Origin of the sequence: Pseudidiomarina gelatinasegens, assembly GCF_004025325.1 — a bacterium.
Classification (GTDB): Bacteria; Pseudomonadota; Gammaproteobacteria; order Enterobacterales; family Alteromonadaceae; genus Pseudidiomarina; species Pseudidiomarina gelatinasegens.
Genome location: NZ_RSFE01000002.1, coordinates 17,764 through 34,181, shown reverse-complemented (window position 1 = coordinate 34,181; position 16,418 = coordinate 17,764). Strand labels below are relative to the sequence as shown.

The 16,418-nt window shown below is 48.1% G+C and carries 19 protein-coding genes; 4 read left to right on the top strand and 15 right to left on the bottom strand.

Annotated elements, in window-relative coordinates:
• Positions 1 to 10: 10 nt before the first annotated feature.
• Genes EGC76_RS02415 through EGC76_RS02405 form a run of 3 tightly spaced genes read right to left on the bottom strand, consistent with a single transcriptional unit; the run spans position 11 to position 2,417 of the window.
• Positions 11 to 892 carry a diacylglycerol/lipid kinase family protein gene (locus tag EGC76_RS02415; RefSeq protein WP_128351432.1) on the bottom strand — a complete coding sequence of 294 codons (882 nt, stop codon included), beginning with the start codon at positions 890 to 892 and terminating at the stop codon, positions 11 to 13.
• On the bottom strand, positions 885 to 1,652 hold the full coding sequence (locus EGC76_RS02410; protein WP_128351431.1) for a methyltransferase domain-containing protein: 768 nt from the start codon (positions 1,650 to 1,652) through the stop codon (positions 885 to 887). Before EGC76_RS02410 ends, EGC76_RS02415 begins: the two co-directional genes overlap by 8 nt.
• Before the next feature lie 6 nt (positions 1,653 to 1,658).
• Positions 1,659 to 2,417, bottom strand: coding sequence for a Nif3-like dinuclear metal center hexameric protein (locus EGC76_RS02405; protein ID WP_425466318.1), 759 nt, complete (start codon positions 2,415 to 2,417; stop codon positions 1,659 to 1,661).
• Between the two features lie 144 nt (positions 2,418 to 2,561).
• Between EGC76_RS02405 and EGC76_RS02400 the strand changes: the two genes are divergently transcribed.
• Positions 2,562 to 3,011, top strand: coding sequence for a hypothetical protein (locus EGC76_RS02400; protein WP_128351429.1), 450 nt, complete (start codon positions 2,562 to 2,564; stop codon positions 3,009 to 3,011).
• Positions 3,012 to 3,103: 92 nt separating this feature from the next.
• On the opposite strand, the gene EGC76_RS02395 is transcribed toward EGC76_RS02400, so the two are convergent.
• Genes EGC76_RS02395 through EGC76_RS02350 form a run of 10 tightly spaced genes read right to left on the bottom strand, consistent with a single transcriptional unit; the run spans position 3,104 to position 11,516 of the window.
• Positions 3,104 to 3,640 carry a DUF3833 domain-containing protein gene (locus tag EGC76_RS02395; protein ID WP_246013877.1) on the bottom strand — a complete coding sequence of 179 codons (537 nt, stop codon included), beginning with the start codon at positions 3,638 to 3,640 and terminating at the stop codon, positions 3,104 to 3,106.
• On the bottom strand, positions 3,640 to 4,161 hold the full coding sequence (locus EGC76_RS02390; RefSeq protein WP_128351428.1) for a chalcone isomerase family protein: 522 nt from the start codon (positions 4,159 to 4,161) through the stop codon (positions 3,640 to 3,642). Before EGC76_RS02390 ends, EGC76_RS02395 begins: the two co-directional genes overlap by 1 nt.
• On the bottom strand, positions 4,151 to 4,702 hold the full coding sequence (locus EGC76_RS02385) for a DUF2878 domain-containing protein (protein WP_128351427.1): 552 nt from the start codon (positions 4,700 to 4,702) through the stop codon (positions 4,151 to 4,153). The genes EGC76_RS02390 and EGC76_RS02385 overlap by 11 nt, the downstream gene beginning before the upstream one ends.
• The gene (locus tag EGC76_RS02380; protein ID WP_128351426.1) at positions 4,693 to 5,931 is read right to left on the bottom strand and encodes an SAM-dependent methyltransferase; all 1,239 of its coding nucleotides are present in this window, start codon (positions 5,929 to 5,931) and stop codon (positions 4,693 to 4,695) included. The genes EGC76_RS02385 and EGC76_RS02380 overlap by 10 nt, the downstream gene beginning before the upstream one ends.
• A gap of 17 nt (positions 5,932 to 5,948) precedes the next feature.
• On the bottom strand, positions 5,949 to 6,692 hold the full coding sequence (locus EGC76_RS02375; RefSeq protein WP_246013876.1) for a DUF1365 domain-containing protein: 744 nt from the start codon (positions 6,690 to 6,692) through the stop codon (positions 5,949 to 5,951).
• A complete protein-coding gene (locus EGC76_RS02370) occupies positions 6,682 to 7,962 on the bottom strand; it encodes an NAD(P)/FAD-dependent oxidoreductase (protein WP_128351425.1) in 1,281 nt (426 codons plus the stop codon). Before EGC76_RS02370 ends, EGC76_RS02375 begins: the two co-directional genes overlap by 11 nt.
• Before the next feature lie 22 nt (positions 7,963 to 7,984).
• Positions 7,985 to 8,701 carry an SDR family NAD(P)-dependent oxidoreductase gene (locus EGC76_RS02365; RefSeq protein ID WP_128351424.1) on the bottom strand — a complete coding sequence of 239 codons (717 nt, stop codon included), beginning with the start codon at positions 8,699 to 8,701 and terminating at the stop codon, positions 7,985 to 7,987.
• Positions 8,698 to 9,135 carry a nuclear transport factor 2 family protein gene (locus EGC76_RS02360; RefSeq protein ID WP_128351423.1) on the bottom strand — a complete coding sequence of 146 codons (438 nt, stop codon included), beginning with the start codon at positions 9,133 to 9,135 and terminating at the stop codon, positions 8,698 to 8,700. Before EGC76_RS02360 ends, EGC76_RS02365 begins: the two co-directional genes overlap by 4 nt.
• Before the next feature lie 39 nt (positions 9,136 to 9,174).
• A complete protein-coding gene (gene phrB, locus EGC76_RS02355; RefSeq protein WP_128351422.1) occupies positions 9,175 to 10,584 on the bottom strand; it encodes a deoxyribodipyrimidine photo-lyase in 1,410 nt (469 codons plus the stop codon).
• Positions 10,581 to 11,516: a YbgA family protein gene (locus EGC76_RS02350; RefSeq protein ID WP_220445652.1), complete on the bottom strand. Its 936-nt coding sequence runs from the start codon at positions 11,514 to 11,516 to the stop codon at positions 10,581 to 10,583. Before EGC76_RS02350 ends, phrB begins: the two co-directional genes overlap by 4 nt.
• A gap of 111 nt (positions 11,517 to 11,627) precedes the next feature.
• Here EGC76_RS02350 and EGC76_RS02345 point away from each other — a divergent pair, with 111 nt between their 5' ends.
• From EGC76_RS02345 to EGC76_RS02335, 3 genes are all read left to right on the top strand, one after another.
• Positions 11,628 to 12,290 carry an LON peptidase substrate-binding domain-containing protein gene (locus EGC76_RS02345; RefSeq protein ID WP_246013875.1) on the top strand — a complete coding sequence of 221 codons (663 nt, stop codon included), beginning with the start codon at positions 11,628 to 11,630 and terminating at the stop codon, positions 12,288 to 12,290.
• A gap of 118 nt (positions 12,291 to 12,408) precedes the next feature.
• Positions 12,409 to 12,990 carry a sigma-70 family RNA polymerase sigma factor gene (locus EGC76_RS02340; protein WP_246013874.1) on the top strand — a complete coding sequence of 194 codons (582 nt, stop codon included), beginning with the start codon at positions 12,409 to 12,411 and terminating at the stop codon, positions 12,988 to 12,990.
• Positions 12,983 to 13,654: a ChrR family anti-sigma-E factor gene (locus tag EGC76_RS02335; RefSeq protein WP_128351419.1), complete on the top strand. Its 672-nt coding sequence runs from the start codon at positions 12,983 to 12,985 to the stop codon at positions 13,652 to 13,654. The genes EGC76_RS02340 and EGC76_RS02335 overlap by 8 nt, the downstream gene beginning before the upstream one ends.
• Before the next feature lie 61 nt (positions 13,655 to 13,715).
• Here the strand turns inward: EGC76_RS02335 and EGC76_RS02330 are convergent, their stop codons facing one another.
• Both EGC76_RS02330 and pheT read right to left on the bottom strand, forming a co-directional pair.
• A complete protein-coding gene (locus EGC76_RS02330; RefSeq protein ID WP_128351418.1) occupies positions 13,716 to 14,012 on the bottom strand; it encodes an integration host factor subunit alpha in 297 nt (98 codons plus the stop codon).
• Between the two features lie 3 nt (positions 14,013 to 14,015).
• Complete coding sequence (gene pheT / locus EGC76_RS02325) at positions 14,016 to 16,403, bottom strand: phenylalanine--tRNA ligase subunit beta (protein ID WP_128351417.1); 2,388 nt, start codon at positions 16,401 to 16,403, stop codon at positions 14,016 to 14,018.
• Positions 16,404 to 16,418: the final 15 nt, after the last annotated feature.

Below are 16,418 nucleotides of genomic sequence, written 5' to 3'. Positions count from 1 at the left end.
CAAAATCGAATCACAAACGTTGCCCCGCAGGCACCGTCACATAAATTGCCTCAGTAAGCACCGAAACACTTACTGGATCCTGAAAGTGAATATCGCCGTCTAGCTCTACCGGATGTTCACTGTCTCCAATAGAAAACTTGTTTGCCGTACTAAATTCGAGTGCTGGTGTTTGCTCAACTTTATTTTGCACAACCCGCAATAATGCTTTGAGTTGCTGCCAGCGCCCCATTTGAGGAATACCAATGCGTGCCAATATACCTGTGCTTCTATTCGCATTTGGATGCACCGGTATACCACCGCCGATATACCGCCCGAGCGCCACGATTTGACCGTCATCCCAATGCTGCTCATGGTGCACCCGCGAACGATGGTTGAACGAGCCGAATAGATAGCGCAACAAGGCAATTGAATAGCTCAAGCGCCCTGCGCTTTGTTTCAGCCATGCTGGCTGTAAATGCATTAAATCAACACTCAAGCCGGTGCCAACGTGGTTGACAAAATAGCATGTGTTGGCAACGCCCAAACACTCTATAGATGTTGTGATAGGCGTTCGCATTCGCCAGCGCCAATTGCGCAACCCGTGGTCACGGGCAAAGTCATTACCGGTACCAACGGGGATAACCGTTAATTTCACCGGTGTTTTAACCACCACGTTTGCGACAATATTGACACTTCCATCACCACCAATCACCACACACTCATTGGCTGTTTGGCACGCTTCTCGCAGCAGCTCGATATCGTGATGACGACTTGCCGAGCTTGGTAAAACCACCACCGAACCTGCGTTTTGCTGGCGCACAAAATAGGCTTCGAAATAGGCTTCATAGTGCCGTGCAAATCGTCGCGCACGGCTACTTAGCGCATTAAAGTAGATAACAACAGTATCAGGCATGGTTAATTTGCCAGTGCAGGTAGCGGCCAATATCAACAAATGGCGACTGTTGGTTGTAGCGTAGCTCCAGCGCTAATAACTCATCAAAGCGCTGCTGGTCATCGCGGTTGCGCAAATAGTCGTGAAAACAGCGCACGCCAGTCTTTTGCGTAACCTGCAAACCAAGGTGTTCCAACCACTGCGCCACGTCGGCTGGCGAAAGAGGTTGTTGCGGGCTCATTCGAACCGTCTTTTTAACCTTTAAGTCAGCTTGCACGTAGTCAAAATTACCGAAAATGATATTTGCTAGTATTTTGGCATCGCGATTGTAAAACATCAGCGACAACTGCCCTGCTGGCGCCAGAAATGTTTTTAATGTAGCCAGCGCTTGTTGCGGGTCAGCAAGCCATTCCAGTACCGCATGACACAACACCACATCGAAACGTTGCTTCAGTAAGTCCGGCAGTTGCTGCAAGGGGGCAACATGATATTCATAATGCGCTGAGAGCCCCTCACGTTCATGCAAACTTTTTGCTTCAGCGACAATTTCTGGAGAAATATCGGTATGAGTTACATGATAGCCCGCGCGTGCAAACATCTGTGACAATTGCCCCATGCCCCCGCCTACATCCAGCACGCGCAAGGATTTATTGCCCGCAGCATCCAACCATGGCTGCAAATCACGCTGCAACACAGCTAAGCGCAGTTTGCCTTTATTGGTGGCATAAATATTACGAGAAAACTTTCCAGTTATTCCCTCAAAACTATGGTCGTTCGACATGATGTATTAGGCCGGATTATCGATATCAATAAAATGATGCTGCAGATCAAACCGGTTCGCTAAATGCTCACCCAAGGCTTTTATGCCGTAGCGTTCAGTCGCATGATGGCCAGCCGCAAAATAGGCCACACCTTGCTCCTGCGCACTGTGCGTTGTTTGCTCTGAAATTTCACCGCTAATAAAGGCGTCAAAACCAGCCGCTGCGGCTTGGTCTATATAACCTTGCCCACCGCCCGTGCACCACGCAACGTTATGAATTGGTGTGTCATTATCAATTCGCACCGTTAGCGTGCGTTGTAAGCAGCTTTCAAGATGTTCGCCCAGCTCAACTGAGTTCATCGGCGCGGGCAGTCTGCAGCCCATCACAACGCCCTCAGGTTCAGCCGACAATAGTGCTTGCGGCTGCGGCCAGCCAAATAGCTTCGCCAACTGTGCGTTATTCCCAAATTCCGGGTGTACATCTAACGGCAAGTGGTAGCCAAACAGATTAATGTCGGCTTTGAGCAAAGCTTGAATCCGGCGTTTTTTCATGCCGGTAATAACGGCAGGTTCGTTTTTCCAAAAGTAACCATGGTGAACCAAAATCGCATCTGCTTTAAGCGCAATGGCTTGGTCAACCAATGCCTGACTGGCTGTTACGCCAGTGACAATGGTTTTGACCTGCTCGCGGCCTTCAATTTGCAGACCATTCGGGCAAAAATCACGAATACGGTCTATTTGTAATAAATCACTGAGATAATTTTGTAGCTCTGAACGTTGCACAATGTCCTCGTTTCAGCCTTTGAATTTCGATGAATATCGGATGTTTTTAGCATATTTTGCTGACGAATGTTTCACACATTAGACAATATGCTCAAAAAACGGTATAAAAATGGAACACACTAACGTAATAGCGATAGGATAATATCCATGAGCAAACTTGATAAAGACCAAGTGCTTGCTGATTTTACTGCAGCATACCAGCAAGCTCACGGCAAAAAACCGAAAGTTGAAGCGAAAGGCGGCTGGTATAGCGTTGATGGCGGCAAAAATGTACGCCTAGCTCAACTTGCTGAAGAAGCCGAGACATTAGCCGGTGGCAAAGCAGCTAAACCAGCTGCCAAGGCAACCAAAGCAGCAGCTAAGCCCGCAGCAAAAACTGCAGCCAAAAAAGAAGCCAAGAAAGCTGCAGAACCGGCCAAGAAAGCACCTGCTAAAAAAGCACCAGCTAAAAAAGCGGCCGCTAAAAAGCCTGCTGCAAAAGCTGCAAAAGCAAAAGTTAGCAAGAGTGCAAATGGTGGGCTTACAGCAAAAGAATTGTGGCGCCAGCGCTTAGAGCAAGATAGCACCTTATCGCGTTTACCACGCGGCTATGATTAAGCTTTAAAACCAGTCATAACACCTACAAAAAAGGGAAATAAGCACGCTTATTTCCCTTTTTTTATTACTTTTTGTTCGTTATTTCTTACCCGTTATTTCTTACCAATATAAAGGGTTATCTCCCCCACTGGCAGGCCGTATTTGTACATCTGAGTACGATTAATCATGTTGTCAGAATCAACCAGATACAGCCAATCATCTAAATTAACCGCAAAGGGTTCACCATCACGTTCAATGATCAGTGTGTAGCTCCAGTTCAATACGTTTCCTGCCGTAGTGCCTTCAGCGACACCTTCAACATCGCTAGCTCGCCCTTCATAGCTGTTTTCACCGGTTTTTGTGATATACCAGATACGCTCTTGCTGGCTGCCATCGGCATAATAAAACTGCTCGTCTAAAACACCCTCATTGCCGTTCCAAGTGCCTTTTAAATCCGCATGAAACCGTTGAATAACCTTACCGCTATAGTCTTGCACCATGCCGTAAGCAACTAGGTCGCCATTGAAAAACTCTTCAAGTTTTAACTGGGGCTGTTCACCTTGGTAATCTTCAATTTGCGCTGAACACCCAACTAATAAAGCTACTATGGCAGCAATAAAAGCTGTTTTTATTACCATTACGCGGTTCATTATTGTGCTCCTATGAGCGCATTCCGCTCATCTTTAAATCGTGAGTTTTCAGAGAGCCAAATGGCTAAGAAATCGTCGGTAAACTGGGCTGACTCAATGATTCCCAACCGACCTTCAGGGCCATAAAACTCGGCATGACCTGCATCATTCTCAACTACAGTTATGCAGTCGCCTTCACGCACATCAGGCCACATACCGCGCAGTGCATCTAGCCATTGTTCATGTGCTTCGGTATTTTCAATTTTCAAGCGTTGCCATTCTTCAGCCGTGGTATCAACAAGATCATCGGCATCAATGTTGCGCAAGTAGCTCAACTGCAACGCCCGCTGTGCTGAGTCTTGGTAAGCACCGGTGTCAGTGCGAAGTTCGGCATCATACACATCCCAAAACCAGACCTTTAAGCGTGTTTCACCCACCGTTTTGAGTTCATCGAACGCGGCAACGCTGCATTGGCTTGCATAAACTGGCTGTACGCTCAGTACGGCACAAGTTAGCGCCAACCAAAAGGCTTTAATTTTCATCGTGCCCTCCTTCAGTTTTCGGCTGTGCGACAACGAAGCGTTGCATTAGCAAAGCGAAAATAACCATATAAACGGCCCACAACATGGCGTAAACGACCCAAAGCAGCCATTCAGCGCGCAATAATTCTGCCGCGCCCAAACGTATTCCAATTGCGTAAGTTAGCGGGCCAGAAGCTATACCAAGCAAGGCTGCCCATACTGGGCGACCCGCTAAATCACTTAAGGTGTTCATCAACATGCCGGCGAAACCGAGCCAAAGCAAAATTAACCACCATGGCAAAAAGCCGCCGTCAAAGGTCAATATGCCAACGCCAACCACCGTAGCCTCAAGTGCTAACCCTAACGCCACAAACAACGCGTACAAACGCCAGCTAAAGGCGCTACTGCGAATTGCCAGGGCAACCTGAAGGCAAACCAATAATAGCGTCGCTAGCAGCCATTCAGAGCGTCCTGCGACAGCGCTTATCCAAACGAGATCGAATAAAAACAGGCCGACCAGTTTGGGTAGCCAACGTTTAACGCTGCCTTTATTTAACGGCATTGCGGCTTCGTCGCAACTAACTGAACAGCCGACACCGCGCGTTCAAGAAATCCACCTTCGCAATAGCACAGGTAATAATTCCACATGCGCCCGAAGCGTTCGTCGTAGCCGTGTTGCATCAATTGCGGATGCGCCTTGTTAAACTTTACCCGCCAATCGGCCAACGTCTTGGCGTAATCAAACCCAATATCATCAACGTGACGAATCACCATACTGGTGTGTTTCGTAAACATTTCGCTCATCATGGTTATTGACGGTAAAAAGCCACCTGGAAAGATGTACTTTTGAATAAAGTCTACCGAGTTGGCGTAACTTTTCATGCGCTGATCAGCAATGGTAATGGCTTGCAGAGCCATTTTACCGTTGGGCTTTAACAACCGGTTGCAGGTATTAAAAAATGTGGCCATGTATTTACGGCCAACCGCTTCAATCATTTCAACCGAAACCAGTTTGTCGTAGGTACCTGTTAAATCGCGATAATCATTTTTCAATAAGGTAATTTTGTCGCCCAAGTTTTCTTTGGCAATCAGTGCTTCCGTATAACGAAACTGCTCTTCCGAAATGGTTGTGGTGGTCACATGGCAGCCATAATGTTTGGCCGCAAACACCGCTAAGCCGCCCCAACCTGTGCCAATTTCCAATAAATGGTCTTCCGGTTTCAGTTCCAAACTGTCACAAAGGCGTTTAAGTTTATGTTGTTGTGCCTCGGCTAAATCGGCATCAACGCGCGGGTACACCGCACTCGAATACTGTAACGACGGGTCTAGAAACGCCCGATACAAGTCGTTACCCAAGTCATAATGGGCAGATATATTTTCTTTCGCTTGGCGTTTGCTGTTATTGCGACGCCAATGCTGAAATTTTTGAATTGGTAATAGCAACCAGCTCAATTTGGCCTCGGCCGCATCAAGAGCAGGCAAATTGCGTGCAAATATTTGAATCACGTGAGTCAGGTTCGGTGTGGTCCAGCTTTCATCCATAAACAGTTCAGCCGCGCCAATACTGCCACCGAATAAAAAACGACGGTAGAAATCGCGTTTCTGAATATCAATTTCAGCCTTCAAACTGCTGGTTTCAGAACCGAATTTACCAACAACTTCGCCGCGCTCTTTGACCACTAAATAGCCTTCGGTAAGTTTACCCAAAAGGCCCAACACGGTCTTTCGTAGTACTTTGTCTACACTTGTTAAATCGTTCTGCATAACCGCTAATGCATCTTCTTTGTACATGAAACTAACCCTTATTTTCACTTATCGGTATTGGGGTGCGCATACACGGGGGTGCGCTTTAACCACAATCGCAAAGCCTGCCAATAAATTGCACTGACTGTACTGAGCGTATTTATCGGATACCTCAATAATACGTTGCGAATCGATTTCGAGTTCAATTCAACCCGCGTTAATTTCACAGTCGCGCTGAAATGGCGCTTTTCTTTATGCACATCTAAGTGAATCATTGACCGGTGGTGAGGGGTTTGTTGCGGTGGGATAAGCTGCCAATGATAGCGCATATCTACAGGGTTAAACGGCGATACATGAAATGCCTTGTCATGCACCAAAGCTTCATTCAAATCGAGCGCATAATAGTGGCGCTCATTCCATGGCGTGTTACTGACTTCGGCCAGCATGTAGCTGAAGGTATCACTGCCTTCCGGTTGCACGAAATAGCAATTCAGCGGGCTAAAATATAACCCGAAAGTGCGCAGCGCACCTAAAAAGAAGACGCGACCTTGAACAGGCTTGCCTATCCGTTTAGCTATCTCAAGGCGAACCGTTTCGGCGAGGTCCCCGTCACTGCCGCGTATGTAGTCACTGCGACGAAACCACAGTGGCGCAAACTTATTCACTGACAACCAGCGACTTTGGCTCGCTACTTGGTCCAGTTCGTCCAACGCAAGCCACCACTGGGTGATGCTGTAGTCAAAGGCATGTTTGGTGGGCCGATAGCGCGCATGATGCACTCGGCCACTCAAAATGGCACTAGCCAACATGCCAAGTTACTCCGAAGCGCTTCGCTACATCGACAGCACTACGCACACCATCTTCATGGAAACCGTTATACCAATAAGCGCCGGTAAAGTGCGTGTGGTTGTTACCGCAGATGCGTTCACGCTGAGCCCGTGCCTGCATTGACGCGACACTGTATACGGGATGCGCGTAATGATAAGTACCAAGCACCTTTTCGGGGTGAATAGCGGCGGTATTATTAAGCGTTACACAGAACACTTCGGGTGCCTCGATACGTTGGAGGATATTCATATTATAGCTTACAGAACTTGGACGCGTGCGCGCATCGGTATCAGTGTGCAATAAATAGTTCCAACTCGCCCAAGCCAGTTTGGCGCGCGGCAACAAACGCACGTCAGTATGCAGTACCACTTCATTCATTTGATAAGGTATAGCGCCTAACACCGACCGCTCTTCAGCTGTCGGGTTAGCTAATAGAGCAAGTGCTTCGTCACTGTGACATGCAAACACAACTTCATCGAAGTCCTGCAGTGTACCGTCGGCAAACTCAAGCGTTACAGCGCCCTCTCGGTCTGTTACCTGGCGGTGTACCGCTATAATATTGGCACTGCAGTGAATATTTTCAGCGAAGCTCTGCGTTAGCGGCTCAATGTATGCGCTTGAACCACCAATAATGGTGTGCCATTGCGGCCGGTCTGCCACGTTTAATAAACCATGATTGGAGAAGAAGCGCAGGAAAAACCCAAGTGGGAATGCTTCCGCTTCTTGTAGGCTAGCGCTCCAAATAGCTGCCACCATTGGCAAGATATAAAGCTCGCTTACTTCTTGCGGGATGTTTTGCTCGCGCAGGAATTCGCCTAAGGTTAACTCATCCAGGTTTGCGCCTGTTTCATACGCCTGCTTGGCTGCCTTATTGAAGCGCAGAATACCGTTTATAAGCCGATAGAATTTCGGCGAAAACAGATTTTTTCGTTGCGCAAACAAAGTGTTGAGATTATGCCCGTTGTATTCCAAACCGCTTTTAGGGTCGTGCACACTGAAACTCATTTCAGTATCTTGCCAGGCCACCCCTAACTCGCGCATCAGCGCGCGAAAATTGGGATAAGTACGGTCGTTAAATACAATAAATCCGGTATCAATGGCGTAATCTTTGCCATGTACGTTAACCGTTACGGTGCGTGTGTGCCCGCCAACATAGTCATTCTTCTCGAAAACAGTAACCTGATGCTCTTTGTTCAACAGGTACGCGGATGTTAACCCCGCAATACCTGAGCCGATTATGGCAATCTTCATGTAAAAACTACTCCGTTAGGAATTACGTCATGCGCTTCGAAAGCGCCACTTGCCATGCCTGAGGCAGGCGCGACATTAACTTTAAAAACAAACCGAATGTTGTCGGAAAAGTAATATCCGTCGCTTTTTTACGAATTCCCTTACGGATTCGATCAGAGGCAAATTCAACGCTGACCCGCATTGGCATTTCAAAGTCATTAGCATCGGTCATTGGGGTTTCGACAAAACCAGGTGACACGGTTTGCACGCATATACCACGGGGTTGCAGATCAACCTGTAAGGTACGCGCGATATACTGCATAGCAGCCTTCGAACCACCGTAGGCTTCGGCCCGGGTAAACGGTAACAATCGAGCGGTACTGCCAACCAGAACCAGCTGGCTGCCACGCTTTAAATTCGGCAATAATGCTTCTACGCAGCGCATCATGCCAAAGACATTGACGTTAAAAACCCGTTCAAACATTGCAGCTTCAAAACGATCAATATCAACATACTCACAAACGCCCGCAGACATAATTACGACATCGATGTCGGTATAACTTGATAGCGCTTGCATGGTTTGATCAGCATCGGTGACATCCAGACGCTGTGCAGCGATATTTTCTGGAAAACGCTGCTCAAGTTCAGCAAGTACATCGGTGTTACGCCCACATGCGATAACGGTATGCCCTTCAGCGGCATAGTCCAATGCAACCTGTTTGCCAATGCCTGATGTTGCGCCAGTAATTAAAATATTCATGATGATTTTACTCGCGTTTTCACTTTGTTAATCACGAAGCCAATAAAGGGCAAGTGTTCATAGAGCATGGCGCCGGCATCGTAATAATCGGTTTGGGATAAAATCTTATCGTTTTGCAGCTTTAAATGGCTGGTGCCCGGCACAACAATTTCGCGCCCCTCGGCGAGCTTTGGATGTTTCAAACGCATTTGCCAAGTCACAAAAACATCATCGCCCTGACGAGCGCGATCAGCAAAGGCGAAATGGCAGTACTCAACACCCTTAATCGTGTTGCGGAAGTATGTTTTGAGGTTATCCAAACCTTCCACGTGGTGAATTGGGTCAACAAAACTCACGTCGTCACAATACAATGAATCTAACGCGTCAATACTCTCGGCGTTTAAGTCGTCATAGAGGTGTTCAAGCTGCTCAACAATATCTGCCACACTTGTCATGCTGTTCTCCTGTGCTGCTATTGGTTGTTCACTTAACCGCTATAGCGCTTTGAATGCTGCTAAAAACCGCTCCCTCGCCTGCTTGTGATCAACTATTGGAGTCGGGTAATCATCGCGTCCTTGCTGTTTCAACCACGCCGCTGGTGCATGAATCTGCTTGGCCGGACAATCTTTTAATTGCTTGACCCATTTACGAATGTAGCTACCGTCAGGATCAACTTTCTCACTTTGCAGGGTTGGGTTAAACACACGAAAATATGGCGCTGCGTCAGTGCCTGTAGATGCACTCCACTGCCACCCGCCGTTGTTCGCAGCAAAGTTGCCATCAATCAAGTTCTGCATAAAAAATTTCTCGCCCCAACGCCAATCAATCAGTAAGTCTTTCACCAAAAAGTGCGCAACAATCATGCGTACCCGATTATGCATCCAGCCCTCACTAGCTAACTGACGCATACCTGCATCCACAATTGGATAGCCCGTTTCACCTTTGCACCATGCCTCAAAAAGAGTTTGGTCTCGGTGCCAGCGCATCGCGTCGGTATGTTGTAAGAATGCTTTGCCATGACTTAAGCGTGGCACATGCTGCATCAAGTGCAAATAGAACTCACGCCAAATCAGCTCGTTTAACCAGGTATCTGCACCTTTATTGAGGCCCGCAGGAAATTGCGGACTCATCTCAGCCAATAAGCTCACGGCTTGCCACGGTGACAGAAGGCCTAATTCCCAGTACGGAGATAACCTCGATGTGCTATCTAAACTCGGAATATCCCGCTCCGCAGCATAGCCCTCGACCGGTGCCGCCAAATAGTCACGCAGCGCTTGCTGAACCGCTTTTTCACCCACCACCCAGGCGCTGGAATCGCGGCGCGGGTAATCGACAGCGGGCATCGTAGCTGGCGCAACCGCTGTGCGCTCCGGTAAGGTGTCAGTTTGTGGTATGCCATTTTGACTGACGTACTCGCGCCACGCGCGTGAAAACGGGGTAAACTTTTGATAGATGTTGCCGGCTTGCGTGGTTAATACGGGCGGAACGACAAGGCTGCCATGATGCCGCTCCACCGAAATGCCATGTTCTTCGAGCACGGCCGTTACGGCACGATCTCGGCTCTGTTCATGCAGCGGATACTCGGCGTTGTAATGCAGTGCGGTTAACTCATGTTTTTGTGCGAAACGCTTCACACTTTTTGCTGCGTTTGACCACGAATCAATCACTTCAATGGTTAACGAAATCCCTTTGGCAGCGGCATCATCCACAAAACTTTCAAGGTGCCGACACAGTAAATCCCATTTTATCGGTGCCCAGTCATGCGCTTCCATTTGTTGTGGACAAAGTAGCAGCAAGGCTGGAATATCACGCTGCTGCCCATTTACTTGGCTAGCCGCAGACAGGGCTGGATTGGCGGTTAGCCTTACGTCGTTACGAAACCATACCCCTGCATAATCACTCATAATGCGTACCTCAGCTTTAAGTCAGCCGGATATGGATTCAAATAACGCTGGCCTGACAGATAGCTGTTTGGATACTCGCGCAAATAATGCCGCAACAAAGTTAAAGGCGCTAATAACGGTTGCACGCCGTCGCGATAATCGAGAATCAATTCACTCAGCTCTGCTTTTTGTTGCTTGGTGAGTTGATCGCCAAAGTAGCCCTGAATGTGTTGCAAAACATTGGTGTGATTGGCACGCGTTGCCGGTTGACCTAATGCAGCCATGATGGCTTCAATGTATTGCTTGGCAAAAGCTTCATTAATCTCGCTTTGCTCAGCTACCACCCTGCCCAAACGCCGATATTCTTGCTGGTTATGCGCGAGTAGCAATAACTTCAGTTCAGTGTGAAAGCTTAGCAAGTCAGACTTACGCAGTGGCTGTGGCAATTGCTGCCACGCATTGAATACAAATACACGCATAATAAAGTTTTCGCGCAACGGCGCATCATTCAATCTGCCGTCTTCTTCCAATGGTAAGGCTGGGTGCAACTCGCGCAAACGCTGCACAAATATACCTTGCGCTTCTTTGCGAGCGTATCCGGTTTCTGGGTCGTACAGCTTCACCCTTTCCATACCACAGCTGGGTGATTTTGCGCATAACACATACCCGCTAATTTGTTTTAGGTGCCCATCAGCTTTGTCGGCAAACTGCGCCAAACGCTCGGTAACATCGTCGCCAGTTTTTGGAATGACTGCGCGCACACCATTAGAATGCTGCTCTAACCGAATGGTTGGCCGTGGTACTGGCAAACCAATACCAACTTCAGGACACAACTTAACGAACTCAACATGCCGTTGCAGTTCATTAGCGCAAAAGTCTGAACGCTTATGCCCACCATCAAAGCGTACTTGATCACCCAACAAACAAGCACTGATACCAACTTTTATTGCCACCGGCACACTCCTTTTCGGTTGCTGTTATTACCTTTAAAACGCCTATAAACCATTATTATTGATTCTACCCTTACGAAAAATACGAGAAATTGCTACAAAAGTTCACCCTAAATGAATCCATTTAACCGCATGCCGCGTAAGTTCAACAGTGCAAATAACGAGGTAAAATTCAGTATGTCTGATGCGCAGCAAACTATTCCACTGTTTCCTTTGTCCGGCCATGTATTACCCGGCGGAACCATGCGCTTGCGCATTTTTGAGCCGCGCTACGTGCGTATGGTAAAAGAATCATGCAATGGCACCAACTGCCGGCCTATCGGTATGTGCATGTTAAATGATCAAGGTAACACCGGTAATAATACACACATACATCCAATCGGTACTGCAGTAACCATTGTTGATTTTGAGCAACTACCTGATGGCTTACTGGGCATTACAGTATCTGGTCAAGGACTATTCCGTATTACTGATACGACGGTGGAAGCGGACGGCTTGCGCGTTGGTCATTTTGAAGACCATCCGGTATGGCCGTCACAACCGCTTAGCTACGATGACGCATTCTTAGCGGACCAGTTGGTAGAGATTTACAAAACCTACCCAGAGTTGGCTGTAGATTATACCGATGCGCAGTTGCAGCAAGCCGATTGGGTTTGTTTACGTTGGTTGGAGCTGATACCGGTCGGCGCACAAACCAAGCAAGAATTATTGCAAAACCCGAACGTCGATGGCGCGTTAACGTTTTTACGCGATTTAGTGAAAGCGAGCCAAGAATAAACAACATTTGGTGATCCGCTTAAGTTTATTGCACGTAAAAGAGAGTAATTGTTGAATATCCCAGTGGGTATAACTTACTATGCAGACAGCAACTGACCTAATAACAAAACGGAAAACTATGCCTTCTGCGCAGCCGGACAACCCGGAACATGCTGCCGATTTACTCGCGAAGATAGCTTCAGAGCAATCACGCGCCGCGTTTAGCGAATTATTTCGTTATTTCGCACCGCGTTTGCAAGCTTACGCAACGCGTCAATTCGGTAACGAGCAAACTGCAATGGACTTGGTTCAAGAAACCATGACGAACGTGTGGCACAAAGCGCACTTGTTTAAGCCTGACCGCGGTTCTGCAGCTACTTGGATATTCACCATCGCCCGTAATATTCGCTTTGATTTATTGCGTAAAAACAAACACCGTCAAAACGACTTAAGTGCCGATGATTTATGGCCTGTGTTAGCTGAGCAAAATGACTCACTTGACGACGACTACGCATTGGACAACGACTTACTGATGCAGCAACTTGCTGTGTACTGTGAGCAGTTACCCAAAGCGCAACGGACTGTGATAGAGCTGATTTACGTTGAAGGCAAATCGCAGCAAGAAGTTGCCGATGCCCTTGAAATTCCGTTGGGTACGGTAAAGTCTCGCACCCGTTTAGCATTGCAGAAGTTGAAAGAGTTGATAAAGCACGATGATTAAATTCCATCCTTCAGAACAGCACTTAGTGCTCTATGCCGCTGGCGAATTAAGCCCTGCCATGTTGATGATGGTTGGAACGCATGTTGATATGTGCGCTCACTGCCAGTCACATGTTCAGGACATCGAAGAACAGATGGCTAGCAAACTGTTTGGCGACAACGAGCAGTTGGCTCGCCGCGCTAGCTTCGACGAGCAGCAAATGTTGCAGGCGATATTTAATTCGCAAGTACCTGCTGACTCTGTACCAATAGCGGCGAACGACAGTTTATATCTTGAAGGGCAGCGCTTTGCGTTACCGCCAACCTTAGCACGTAACCATCACCACATTGGTGAGTGGAGCAGACTGCCGGGTAAACTATGGCGTGCCCCAGTTCGTGTGGGCGGCGAGGAAATGCTTAACTTTATTTATATGGCTGAGCATGCATCACTCCCTGAGCATACGCACAAAGGTAATGAAGCGACGCTGGTGGTTAATGGTGTGTTTAATGATGAACACAATGAATACCGCGATGGTGATTTCATGTTATTGGACGGCAACCATAAGCACTCGCCTGCCACACAAAATGAAGACTGCTTAACCATTGCCGCGCTTGAAGGGCCCTTGCATTTCACAACAGGCTTAAGTCGGCTACTCAACCCATTCAGTAGCTTATTCTTTAAGTAAGTACTGTTGCTAGAAACAAAAAAGCCGCTCATCTGAGCGGCTTTTTTTATATTGCATTCGCTTATTCAGCTCTCTTCGCATGGCTAACACGCTGCTTAAGCTTCTGACCAGGACGGAAGGTAACCACCCGGCGCGCAGAAATTGGAATGTCTTCACCCGTTTTTGGGTTACGTCCCGGTCGTTGGTTTTTGGTGCGTAACTCAAAGTTACCAAAACCCGAAAGTTTCACCTCTTCCCCACTTTCCAGAGAACGTCTAATTTCCTCAAAGAAGTTTTCGACCAGATCTTTTGCATCACGTTTATTCAAACCAAATTTCTCGAACAAATGTTCTGCCATTTCTGCTTTGGTCAGCGCCATAGCTTACTCCCTTAGGGTTGCCCCGAATTCAGATGTGAGCATTTCAACCACAGCGGCTACCGCTGCATTGATTTCGTTGTCTTCAAGAGTGCGCTCTGGATGCTGCAGTGTCAACGATAAGGCTAAACTGCGATGCCCATCCGCTACGCCAGCCCCTTGATATACATCGAATAAGTTTAGGCCAACTAAATGATTTACGCCAATATTTTCAATTGCAGCGATAATTTCGCCTGCTGCAATGGTATCTTTAGCCACAATCGCCAAATCACGGCGAATTGACGGGTACTTGGAAATCGGCTGTGCTTGCGGCACGTAGCGCTGTTGTATCGCTGCGAGCTCCATTTCAAACACAAAGGTACGGCCATTCAAACCAAGCTTTTTCTCAAACTGTGGGTGCACCGCGCCAATGTAACCCACCCGTTTATCGCCACGGAAAATAGCCGCCGATTGACCTGGGTGAAGTGACGGGTGCAAATCCGCAACAAAGCGAAACTCATGCGCAGCACCCGTGAGTGCTAATAAGGCTTCAACGTCGCCTTTAATGTCGTAAAAATCTACCGCACGCTCGCCATCACTCCAGTGCTCAGCATGCGCTTTACCGGCACGAATACCGGCAACCATTGGCTGTTGTACCACACCATTTTCGGCTTTTTCATCGGGCAAGAAACGTAACCCAGTTTCACAAAATGCCAAGCTTTGCTGCTGACGTTTCTGGTTGTGCGCGACAGCACCGATAAGGCCCGGCCACAAACTAACGCGCATAGACGACATGTCCAATGAAATTGGAAACGGCAAAGTTAACGCAGCCGTTTCATCAAACAACATAGCTTGATGCTTCGGGTCCACAAAGCTATACGTAATTGCTTCTTGGTAACCGCGATCAATCAACGTGCTCTTGAAGGTGCTCGCGCTAAGTTGTGCTTCTTGACGCGGAATCATCCGCAGCTGTGCCGCAGGCGCCGCCGCTTCAATACGGTGATAACCGTAAATACGCGCAACTTCTTCAATCAAATCTTCTTCAATGCTGATATCAAAACGGAACGTTGGTACCGTCACATCCCAACCAGCGTCGGTAATCGCGACGGTAAACCCTAGGCGTTGTAAAATTTCAGTGACTTCAGTGGCAGCAATATTGATACCCAACACACGTGCTAAACGCTCTGCACGCAGGGTCACCTGTGCAGCTTGCGGCAAATGCTTATCTGATTTTGCTTCAACAATTGGCCCAGCTTCGCCACCACAAATTTCGAGTAATAGTGCGGTGGCTCGTTCCATCGCCGTGCGCTGTAATTCTGGATCTACACCGCGCTCATAGCGGTGCGATGCGTCGGTATGCAACCCAAACCGACGCGCACGGCCAGCAATGGTGTCTGGATCAAAAAATGCGCTTTCTAAAAAGACGTTGCTGGTGCTTTCAGTCACACCAGTGCCTTCGCCACCAAAAATACCAGCCATTGCTAGAGCTTTTGCTTCGTCAGCAATGACTAGAACGTCGTTTTGCAAGGTTACTTCCGTGCCGTCTAACAACGTCAGTTTTTCATTGGCTTCAGCCATGCGTACATGCACCGCGCCTTGCAGTTTATCGTTATCGAACGCATGCATGGGGTGGCCCAGCTCAATCAACACGTAATTGGTGATATCAACAACTGGGTCAATGCTACGAATGCCACTGCGGCGTAAACGCTCTTGCAACCACAACGGGGTGTCTGCGTTTAGGTTAATATTACGAACAATACGGCCTAAATAACGTGGGCATGCAGCGGGTGCATCAAGTACCACCGCGCGTTGCTCATCGTGGCTAGCAGCAACTGCGTTGATTTCCGGTTCGCTCACTTCTAAACGGTTTAACACGCCAACTTCACGGGCAATACCACGCACACCTAAACAATCCGCGCGGTTTGGTGTTAAATCAACATCTAAAATAACGTCGTTCAGGTCTAGGTAGTCACGGTAGTCTGTGCCCACCGGCGCATCCGCTGGCAGCTCAATGATACCGTCGTGATCATCACTTAAACCCAACTCTGAGTTTGAGCACAACATGCCGTGTGAAGGTTGACCGCGCAACTTCGCTTTTTTAATCTTAAAATCACCAGGTAATACCGCACCCACAGTTGCTACAGCAACTTTGAGACCTTGGCGGCAGTTTGGTGCGCCACAGACAATTGTTACCGGCTCATCAGTACCTAAGTTCACTTCGGTAACTTGCAGTTTATCGGCATCAGGGTGCTGCCAACATTTGACAACTTCGCCAACCACCACGCCAGAAAATACTTCAGCCACCGGCTCAATGCCGTCAACTTCAAGACCTGCCATACTCAACTGCTCTGACAACGCCACGCTATCAAGTGCAGGATTGACCCAGGTACGTAACCACTGTTCACTAAATTTCATCTGCTTACCCGGCTT

Coding starts and splice junctions, on each gene's coding strand:
- EGC76_RS02415 (WP_128351432.1), bottom strand. CDS start 892: ATGCCTGATACTGTTGTTATCTACTTTAATGCGCTAAGTAGCCGTGCG.
- EGC76_RS02410 (WP_128351431.1), bottom strand. CDS start 1,652: ATGTCGAACGACCATAGTTTTGAGGGAATAACTGGAAAGTTTTCTCGT.
- EGC76_RS02400 (WP_128351429.1), top strand. CDS start 2,562: ATGAGCAAACTTGATAAAGACCAAGTGCTTGCTGATTTTACTGCAGCA.
- EGC76_RS02395 (WP_246013877.1), bottom strand. CDS start 3,640: ATGAACCGCGTAATGGTAATAAAAACAGCTTTTATTGCTGCCATAGTA.
- EGC76_RS02390 (WP_128351428.1), bottom strand. CDS start 4,161: ATGAAAATTAAAGCCTTTTGGTTGGCGCTAACTTGTGCCGTACTGAGC.
- EGC76_RS02385 (WP_128351427.1), bottom strand. CDS start 4,702: ATGCCGTTAAATAAAGGCAGCGTTAAACGTTGGCTACCCAAACTGGTC.
- EGC76_RS02380 (WP_128351426.1), bottom strand. CDS start 5,931: ATGTACAAAGAAGATGCATTAGCGGTTATGCAGAACGATTTAACAAGT.
- EGC76_RS02375 (WP_246013876.1), bottom strand. CDS start 6,692: ATGTTGGCTAGTGCCATTTTGAGTGGCCGAGTGCATCATGCGCGCTAT.
- EGC76_RS02370 (WP_128351425.1), bottom strand. CDS start 7,962: ATGAAGATTGCCATAATCGGCTCAGGTATTGCGGGGTTAACATCCGCG.
- EGC76_RS02365 (WP_128351424.1), bottom strand. CDS start 8,701: ATGAATATTTTAATTACTGGCGCAACATCAGGCATTGGCAAACAGGTT.
- EGC76_RS02360 (WP_128351423.1), bottom strand. CDS start 9,135: ATGACAAGTGTGGCAGATATTGTTGAGCAGCTTGAACACCTCTATGAC.
- phrB (WP_128351422.1), bottom strand. CDS start 10,584: ATGAGTGATTATGCAGGGGTATGGTTTCGTAACGACGTAAGGCTAACC.
- EGC76_RS02345 (WP_246013875.1), top strand. CDS start 11,628: ATGAATCCATTTAACCGCATGCCGCGTAAGTTCAACAGTGCAAATAAC.
- EGC76_RS02340 (WP_246013874.1), top strand. CDS start 12,409: ATGCCTTCTGCGCAGCCGGACAACCCGGAACATGCTGCCGATTTACTC.
- EGC76_RS02335 (WP_128351419.1), top strand. CDS start 12,983: ATGATTAAATTCCATCCTTCAGAACAGCACTTAGTGCTCTATGCCGCT.
- EGC76_RS02330 (WP_128351418.1), bottom strand. CDS start 14,012: ATGGCGCTGACCAAAGCAGAAATGGCAGAACATTTGTTCGAGAAATTT.
- pheT (WP_128351417.1), bottom strand. CDS start 16,403: ATGAAATTTAGTGAACAGTGGTTACGTACCTGGGTCAATCCTGCACTT.